Origin of the sequence: Bradyrhizobium tropiciagri, assembly GCF_001189845.1 — a bacterium.
Lineage (GTDB): Bacteria > Pseudomonadota > Alphaproteobacteria > Rhizobiales > Xanthobacteraceae > Bradyrhizobium > Bradyrhizobium tropiciagri.
Genome location: NZ_LFLZ01000050.1, coordinates 62,359 through 68,597, shown reverse-complemented (window position 1 = coordinate 68,597; position 6,239 = coordinate 62,359). Strand labels below are relative to the sequence as shown.

Below are 6,239 nucleotides of genomic sequence, written 5' to 3'. Positions count from 1 at the left end.
GGAAGGTTCACCTCTCCCTTGGGAGAGGTCGATTTGCGCAGCAAATCGGGTGAGGTTATGGTCTATCGAGGGAGCGAGAACCCTCACCCGGATTGCTCCGGACGATGCTTCGCATCGCCGAGCGCAATCCGACCTCTCCCCAACGGGGAGAGGTGAACCGAGACCGCGCCAAGCCGATTCAACCAAAGCTCATCCCGCGTTAGCGCCTTCGCGGGCGTAGCGCGATAGGTGAAGCGGGCGCCCGCTCAAGCGTCGGCTTTCTTGGCTTTCCTGGCCTTTTTCTCGCTCTTTTCGTCCTCGTCGTCCGTGTCCTTCTCGGCCTTCTTCTCGCCCTTGCCGTTGTCCTTCCTGCGGTTGGTGTAGCGGGCATTGCCAAGCCCGGTTCCGATGGTCAGCACGCCCCAGCGCGTGACATCCTGCATGAACGGGACCTCGGCCAGCCCCTGCGCCACACCGTCATTATGCATCACGATCGCGGTGTCATGATCGCCGATCTGCGGGATCGCCTCGACCAGGCTCGCCGGCAGGTTGAACTTGCTGCTCTCCCAATTGCCCGGCAGGTTCTGCGCGCCCTTCTCGATTCCGCCGTCCTCCCTGATGACGCCGGGACAGGCGATGCCGATGAACGGCGCGAGCTTGAGATTCTCCTTCTCCGCTTCGGCAATCAAATCCTCCAGCATCTTCACCAGCCGCTTCACCGCGCCTTCGCGCGTCGGCTCGTCATCGGCATGGCGCCACAGCTCCGACTTCCAGACCGCGGCCTTGGAGAGATCGGGCGCCTTCTTCCAGCGCGACTCGACGACGCCGCAGCGGATATTGGTGCCGCCGATATCGACGGCGAGCACGCCGTCATGGGCCTCGAAAATCCACGACGGCGCCAGATGCAGCGTGCCGATCAGGCCGGCATCATCGGGATGAAAGCGGATCGGCACCATCTCGACCTTGAAGTCCTCCGACTTCAGGATGATGTCGGTGCGCGCGATCGCGAGCTCGCCGAGCCTGGAGTCGCGGAAGCCGCCGCCGACCACGATGCGCTCGGTCTTCGCCCACGCCTTGGTGTTGAGGAAGCGCCGCGTCACGTAGGCGAGCTCCTGGGCGAACTCCTCGATCGCGCTGTGCACGACGGCGGAGGCCTCGGTGTCGTCGCCGACCAGCATCTCATCGAGCTTCTTCTTGCTGATCTTGTCCGACGGCTCGTCGCCGAACGGATCCTCGCCGGATTTGCGCAGCGGCTTGCGCCAGCGGTCGAAGATCTTGCGGAACGCGCCCTTGGAGGCGCGATCGCCGAGAAAGCCCTCGTCGTCCTTCAGCTCGATGTTGAAGCTGTCGATGTCGACCGATGGCAGCCGCGCGGCACCGTGGTGCGCGATGCCCGTGGTCAGTCCAGCGTCTTCGGCCATTCGCCCTTGCCTGCCCGTTTGAGGTTCCCAGCACTAACGAAGCGGAACTCAAATGGTTGCGTCCCGCGCGGCGGCGTTCGGCCGGGCGCGGGACGCAATCTCGCAAAGACCGCAGAATGGTCTCAGGCGGCCTTCACCCCGTAGCGCGCGGCGGGCGCACTGCGCGACAGGTTCGGCATCAGCTTCTGGCGGGCGGCCTCATAGGCCTGCCAATCCGCAGCCTCCGGCAGCGACGGCACGGTGAAGACCTCGCCCTGGTCGAGGCCGGCGAGCGCGGCATCGACCATGTCCTCGGCCTTCATCACGATCTCGCCGGGCAGATGCGCGACCGGCGTGCCGGCGATGTCCCAGAACTCGGTGGCCGTGGCGCCGGGCAGCACCGCCTGCACCCGGATGTTCTTGTCCTTCAGCTCGTGCTGCAGCGAATGCGTCAGCGCGAGCACGAAGGCCTTGCTGCCGCCGTAGACGCCGTTGAGCAGCTCCGGCTGGACGCCGACGACCGAGGCGATGTTAACGATGGTGCCGCCGCCGCGCGCGACAAATCCCGGTACAGCGGCATAGGTCAGGCGCATCAAGGCGTCGACATTGAGCGCGATCATGTCGCTCATCTTGTCGACGTCGGATGCGAGCAGCGGCGCGGTGGCGCCGACGCCGGCGTTGTTCACCAGCACGCTGATGCCGGCATTGCTGCGCAGAATGGATTCGATCCGCGAGACATCGGCGCGCTTGCTGAGGTCGGCGGCAACGATCTCGATCGATCGGCCGGTCTCCGCCGCGAGACGCTTGGCGAGCCCGTCGAGGCGCTCGCGGTTACGTGCGACGAGGATCAGATCGTAGCCACGCCGTGCGAGCCGGTCCGCATAGATGGCACCGATTCCGGACGACGCACCGGTAACGAGCGCCGTTCCCTTGGCTGACTTGGTCATGTTGGTCTCCTGTTTGACCCTGGACGGCCGAATGTGGCCGCAGGTCAGGTTCTACAGGCCCTCTTGCATGTCTCAAATGTCGTATATACACCTTTTTAGGACATTGATTGCCGCCGGAGGGTTCCATGAAGGAAATCGGCTTCGTCATCTTCCCTGACTTCCAGGTGATGGGCTTCACCGCCATCACGGCCTTCGAGGTCGCCAATCTGATCGCGGGCGAGCCGTTCTATGAGGTCACGCTGCTATCGGAGAATGGCGGCCCGGTGCGGTCGTCCGCCGGCTTCAACGTCGAAACCGAAGCCTTCGGCGAGCGCAGCTTCGACACGCTGTTCATCGGCGCCGGCCACGAGCTGCATCCGGCATCGCCAAAGTTGATCGAATATATCCGCCGCGCCATGACGGCATCGCAGCGCATCGCCGCGCCCTGCATCGGCGCCTTCTCGCTGGCTGAAGCCGGCCTGCTCGACGGCCGGCGCGTCTCGACGCACTGGCAATTCGCCGCCGAATTGCAGGCCCGGTTTCCCGGGCTCAAGGTCGAGCAGGACCGCATCTACATCATCGACGGGCCGATCTGGACCTCGGCCGGCATGACCGCGACGATCGACCTGGCGCTGGCGATGGTCGAGCATGACCTCGGCGTCGAGGTCGCACGGTCAGTGGCACGCAAGCTCGTCGTCTACCACCGCCGCACCGGCGGCCAGTCGCAATTTTCCGCGCTGCTCGAGCTCGCGCCGAAATCCGATCGCGTGCAGAACGCGCTCCACTACGCCAAGGCGCATCTGCGCAACGAGCTGTCGGTGGAGGAATTGGCCGAGGTGGCGCGGCTCAGCCCGCGCCAGTTCAGCCGCGCCTTCCGCGCCGAGACCGGCCAGTCGCCGGCCAAGGCGATCGAGCAGCTCCGGGTCGAGGCCGCCCGCGAATTGATCGGCGACGGGCGCCATTCGATGGACGAAATTGCCGGCGAGACCGGCTTTGCCGACCGCGAACGGATGCGGCGGGCGTTCCTGCGGGTGCTGGGGCAGCCGCCGCAGACCATCCGCCGCCACGCCCGGGCCGCCGCGCAAACCGCGGCTTGAGGGGCCAATCCGGGCCGAAATCGCGCCAAACCCTTCATTTTTGGCCGGTTTTTGCCCTGCTTTACCTTGACTCTCCTCGGTTTGCGGCTATAAGTCCGCCCATCCGGCGCGGGGATTTCTCGCGCCGATTGTTTTTGTGCGGGTCATTTGGGAATTCATTCCCTTTCGCGCAAAACACGAAACCCATAGCGACTGAACAAAAAGCCGACCCGGGCGAAAGTCCGAGGCCGGGATCGAACACGAAGGAATCAAACGATGTTCGCAGTCATCAAAACCGGCGGCCGGCAGTACCGCGTCGTTCCGAATGATGTACTCGAGATTGGCAAGATCGCCGGCGATGTCGGCACGATCGTGCAGCTAGGCGAAGTTCTGGTGCTCGGCGGTGACACGCCGGTGCTGGGGACGCCCACCGTGGCAGGCGCCACCGTTGCAGCCGAAGTGCTGCAGCACAAGCGCGGCGCCAAGGTGATCGCGTTCAAGAAGCGTCGCCGCAAGAATTCACGCCGCAAGCGCGGCTATCGCGACGAGCTCACGGTGCTTCGCATCACCGAGATCCTCGCCGATAACGCCAAGCCGACCATCGGCCCGCGGCCGAAGAAGGAAAAGGTCGCAGCGCCCGCCGACGGCGAGGACGCAGCACCGAAGGCGGCCAAGAAGAAGGCGCCCGCAAAGGCGCCGGCCGCGAAAAAGGCTCCGGCCAAGAAGGCCGCGGCCAAGGCTTAAGAAGAAGTGATCATCGCGCTTCAAGTTGTGAAGCGTGACCAAACGTGAAATGATTCCGTCAAGGAATTGATCTAGAGATCAAAGCGAAGTCGGAGACGAGCTATGGCTCATAAAAAAGCAGGCGGTTCATCGCGCAACGGACGTGATTCCAAGGGCAAGCGCCTTGGCATCAAGGCGTTCGGTGGCGAGCGCGTGATCCCCGGAAACATCATCGCGCGTCAGCGCGGCACCACCTGGCACCCCGGCCTTAATGTCGGCATGGGCACCGATCATACTCTCTTCGCCAAGGTCGAGGGTCATGTCGAGTTCCGTGCCAAAGCCAACGGCCGCACATTCGTATCGGTTATCCCGATGGCGCAGGCGGCCGAGTAGACGGTGGACACACATGAGTCCGCCGGGTCCTGTTGAACCGGCGGAGCAGCAAAGAGCTCCAAGGGGAGGCGGGATGACCGGCCTCCCCTTTTTGTTGCGCGCGATCCGGTTCGACCGCGCGTGACGTTCCAAGCGTTGCGTACCAATCGTCGCATCACAGGAGCTCGACATGTTGCAGGAAATCCCGACGCCGACCTTGCGCGAGGCAAGAGCTTGCGTCCTCGAGACCGAACGGCTGACATTGCGCAAGCCGACGCTCGCGGACGTAAAAGCAATCGCACGCCTCGCCAATGATCGCCGCATCGCGGAGAACACCCGCCGCCTGCCGCATCCCTATACCCAGGACGACGCCATCGACTTCGTGCGCGCGCTCGGCGCCGGCGGCCGCGAGACCGTTTTCCTGATCGAGAACAATCACACGCCGATCGGCATGGTCGGCGTCGACTGGCGCGAGGAGGCATCGGCCGAGCTGGGCTACTGGCTCGGCGTCGACTATTGGGGCCAGGGCTTCGGCACCGAGGCCGCGCGCGCTGTGATCGATTATTTCTTCGAGGAATTCGATCTCGACCAGCTGATCGCGGCGCCGCGTCGTCAACCCGTCGTCGCGCAACATCCTCGAGAAGTGCGGCTTCCAGTGGAGCGGCGTCGAGCTGCACCGCTTCGAGGCGCTGGGCTCATCGAGCCCGGTCGATGCCTTCCGCCTGTCGCGCGGCGTCTGGACCTCGCTGAAGCGCTGGAACAACTCGGTCCGGCGGGAGAGCTGAACTTCACCCTCCCCTGGAGGGGGAGGGTGCACCTTACGCCGGTGGATTCACCGACGAGTCTCCGCGTCCGAGTTGCTGCTCGCGCACGAAGATGTAGAGGCCGGCCGCGATGATGATGGCGGCGCCGACGATCGTGGCCCAGGACGGCACGTCGCCGAACACCACGAAGCCGAAGATCACCGCCCAGACGATCATCGAGTACTGGTACGGCACCACCACGCTCGCCGGCGCGAGCTTCAGCGACCGGTTCACGCAAAGCAGCGCCGCGACCGAGATGATGCCGGCGGCGAAGAACAGCACGAGGCTGCCGGCCGATGGCGTCACCCAGCCGAACGGCGAGAGCACGAGACCCAGGATGAAGGTGCCGCCGAACTGCGAGCTCGCCAGCACGATATCGGGCGTTGCGCGCAGCGAGCGCGTGATCAGCATCAAGACCGCAAACGACAGGCTGCCGCCTAGCGCGATCATCGCCGGCCAGCTGATGGTCTGCGCGGATGGCCTGAGCGCAATCAGCACCCCGCAAAAGCCGACCAGGATCGCGGTCCAGCGCCGCCAGCCGATATGCTCGCCGAGCACGAGGCCCGACATCGCGGTGACGAAGATCGGTCCGGCCAGATAATAGGTGATGACGTCGGCGAGCGGCAGATAGACCGTCGCCAGGAAGAACGCCGCGACCTCCAGCGTCGACAGCGTGACGCGCAGCAATTGCAGCCACGGCCGCTCCAGATGCAGGAAATCCGCGCGCCGCTGCCACACGATCGGCAGCAGCACCAGCAGCGCCGCGCAGGCGCGCAGCCACAGCAATTGCCCGACCGAATAGGTGGCGACGATGAATTTGCCCATCGCGTCGCCGAACGAGAACATGAAGATCGAGAGCAGCATCAAGCCGATGCCGGCGAGCCGTGCCGATCGATCGTCATAGGAGGACAGTTTTGCGAACAGGCTCATTGTTATCTTGTTATCGCCGCCTCTGAGTCG

General features: G+C 64.6%; 6 protein-coding genes and 1 pseudogene. 4 read left to right on the top strand and 3 right to left on the bottom strand.

The genetic code is table 11. From position 1 onward, the window contains the following. Nucleotides 1-245 precede the first annotated feature (245 nt). Both AKN84_RS30960 and AKN84_RS30955 read right to left on the bottom strand, forming a co-directional pair. A complete protein-coding gene (locus AKN84_RS30960; protein ID WP_050424275.1) occupies nucleotides 246-1,400 on the bottom strand; it encodes an ROK family protein in 1,155 nt (384 codons plus the stop codon). Between the two features lie 122 nt (nucleotides 1,401-1,522). Further along, nucleotides 1,523-2,326: an SDR family NAD(P)-dependent oxidoreductase gene (locus AKN84_RS30955; RefSeq protein WP_050424274.1), complete on the bottom strand. Its 804-nt coding sequence runs from the start codon at nucleotides 2,324-2,326 to the stop codon at nucleotides 1,523-1,525. 125 nt (nucleotides 2,327-2,451) lie between these two features. Here AKN84_RS30955 and AKN84_RS30950 point away from each other — a divergent pair, with 125 nt between their 5' ends. The 4 genes and pseudogenes from AKN84_RS30950 to AKN84_RS46180 all read left to right on the top strand — a co-directional run bounded on the left by AKN84_RS30950 (nucleotide 2,452) and on the right by AKN84_RS46180 (nucleotide 5,261). Next, a complete protein-coding gene (locus AKN84_RS30950) occupies nucleotides 2,452-3,402 on the top strand; it encodes a GlxA family transcriptional regulator (RefSeq protein WP_050424273.1) in 951 nt (316 codons plus the stop codon). Nucleotides 3,403-3,657: 255 nt separating this feature from the next. Beyond that, a complete protein-coding gene (gene rplU, locus AKN84_RS30945) occupies nucleotides 3,658-4,125 on the top strand; it encodes a 50S ribosomal protein L21 (protein WP_050424272.1) in 468 nt (155 codons plus the stop codon). Nucleotides 4,126-4,227: 102 nt separating this feature from the next. Then, the gene (rpmA, locus tag AKN84_RS30940) at nucleotides 4,228-4,497 is read left to right on the top strand and encodes a 50S ribosomal protein L27 (RefSeq protein WP_021080922.1); all 270 of its coding nucleotides are present in this window, start codon (nucleotides 4,228-4,230) and stop codon (nucleotides 4,495-4,497) included. Nucleotides 4,498-4,666: 169 nt separating this feature from the next. Further along, nucleotides 4,667-5,261, top strand: a pseudogene (locus tag AKN84_RS46180) (GNAT family N-acetyltransferase). 33 nt (nucleotides 5,262-5,294) lie between these two features. Here the strand turns inward: AKN84_RS46180 and AKN84_RS30930 are convergent. Further along, nucleotides 5,295-6,209: a DMT family transporter gene (locus AKN84_RS30930; RefSeq protein WP_050424270.1), complete on the bottom strand. Its 915-nt coding sequence runs from the start codon at nucleotides 6,207-6,209 to the stop codon at nucleotides 5,295-5,297. Nucleotides 6,210-6,239 lie beyond the last annotated feature (30 nt).